Below are 1,591 nucleotides of genomic sequence, written 5' to 3'. Positions count from 1 at the left end.
CCTGAAGACCTGGAGCTCGCCAAGCGGGTTTACATCGGCACGATTCCCTGCGAACTGGGTGCCTCCGTCACCATCACACCGAACGAAAAACGCCCGGGTTTCTTCCTGGTGCAGACGGGCAAGATGCGCTTTCGCATGCACCCGGTCGGAAGCCGCACCGGTGCCATCCGCCTGGAAGACGGCCGTGCAGGCGCCATGTGGCTCCAGTTGGGCAACAAGTCGATGCTGATGAGCCAGAAAATGGGCCAGCGCCTGGCTGACGAGTGCATGAGCCCGGCGCAGGTGACTTTTGCCGACGACATGAAGAAGAACCCCCCGACCAGCATTCTGGAGGCCTTGCCTGCCAAAGCTGCGCCAGCTCAGGCTGGCACGGGTTCTGCTCAGCCAGAAGCTGCCCCGGCCAAAGCCCCATAAAGCCCGATAAAGCCCAATACAGACACAGACCGCGACCGCACGCGCATCGACCGTGCAAATATTTGAGTACAGGAGAAGAAAACCATGATGCCCGAGTTCATACAAACCTACCGCAACCACGTGGCCGAGCGCGCCGCGCTGGGTATTCCCCCGCTGCCGCTGTCAGCCCAGCAGACCGGTGAGGTCATTGAGCTGCTGAAGAACCCACCCAAGGGCGAAGAGGCCTTTCTGGTGGAGCTGATCACGCACCGCGTGCCGGCCGGGGTTGATGCAGCCGCCAAGGTCAAGGCCAGCTATCTCGCTGCCGTGGCGCACGGTACCGAAAAGTGCTCGCTGATCTCCCGTGAAAAAGCCACACAGCTATTGGGCACCATGCTGGGCGGCTACAACATCAGCCCGATGGTCGAGCTGCTCGACGACGCTGAAGACAGCGTCGCCACGCAAGCAGCCAACGGCCTGAAGCACACGCTGCTGATGTTCGACCAGTTCCACGATGTGCAGGAAAAGGCCGGCAAGGGCAACAAATACGCCAAGGCCGTGTTGCAGAGCTGGGCCGATGCCGAGTGGTTCACCAGCCGCCCGGAAGTGCCAGAGTCGATCAAGCTCACCATTTTCAAGGTGGCTGGTGAAATCAACACCGACGATCTCTCCCCCGCACCCGACGCCTGGAGCCGCCCTGACATCCCGCTGCACGCGCTGGCCATGCACAAGAATGCCCGCCCCGGCGTGACGCCCGAAGAAGACGGCAAGCGCGGCCCGGTCAAGTTCATTGAAGAGCTGAAAGCCAAGGGCAACCTGGTGGCCTATGTGGGCGACGTGGTCGGTACCGGCTCCTCGCGCAAGTCCGCAACTAACTCGGTGTTGTGGTTCACCGGTGAAGACATTCCCTTTGTGCCGAACAAGCGTTTCGGCGGTGTCTGCCTCGGCTCGAAAATCGCCCCGATTTTCTACAACACCATGGAAGACTCGGGCGCGCTGCCGATCGAACTCGACGTGAGCCAGATGGCTATGGGCGATGTGATCGAACTGCGCCCCTATGAGGGCAAGGCGCTGAAAGACGGCAAGGTCATCGCCGAGTTCAAACTCAAGAGCGACGTGCTGTTTGACGAAGTGCGCGCCGGCGGCCGCATTCCGCTGATCGTCGGCCGCGGCCTCACGGCCAAGGCGCGTTTTGCGC

Annotated in this window: 2 pseudogenes; both read left to right on the top strand. The window is 61.7% G+C overall.

The features are described from left to right. A pseudogene (locus AC1D1X_RS22930) lies at positions 1 to 414 on the top strand (hypothetical protein); the annotation flags it as partial. Between the two features lie 84 nt (positions 415 to 498). Beyond that, positions 499 to 1,591: pseudogene (locus AC1D1X_RS22925) on the top strand (bifunctional aconitate hydratase 2/2-methylisocitrate dehydratase); the annotation flags it as partial.

It is taken from the genome of Polaromonas sp. P1_G4 (assembly GCF_056405475.1).
This window is presented reverse-complemented; position numbering and strand designations above follow the sequence as displayed.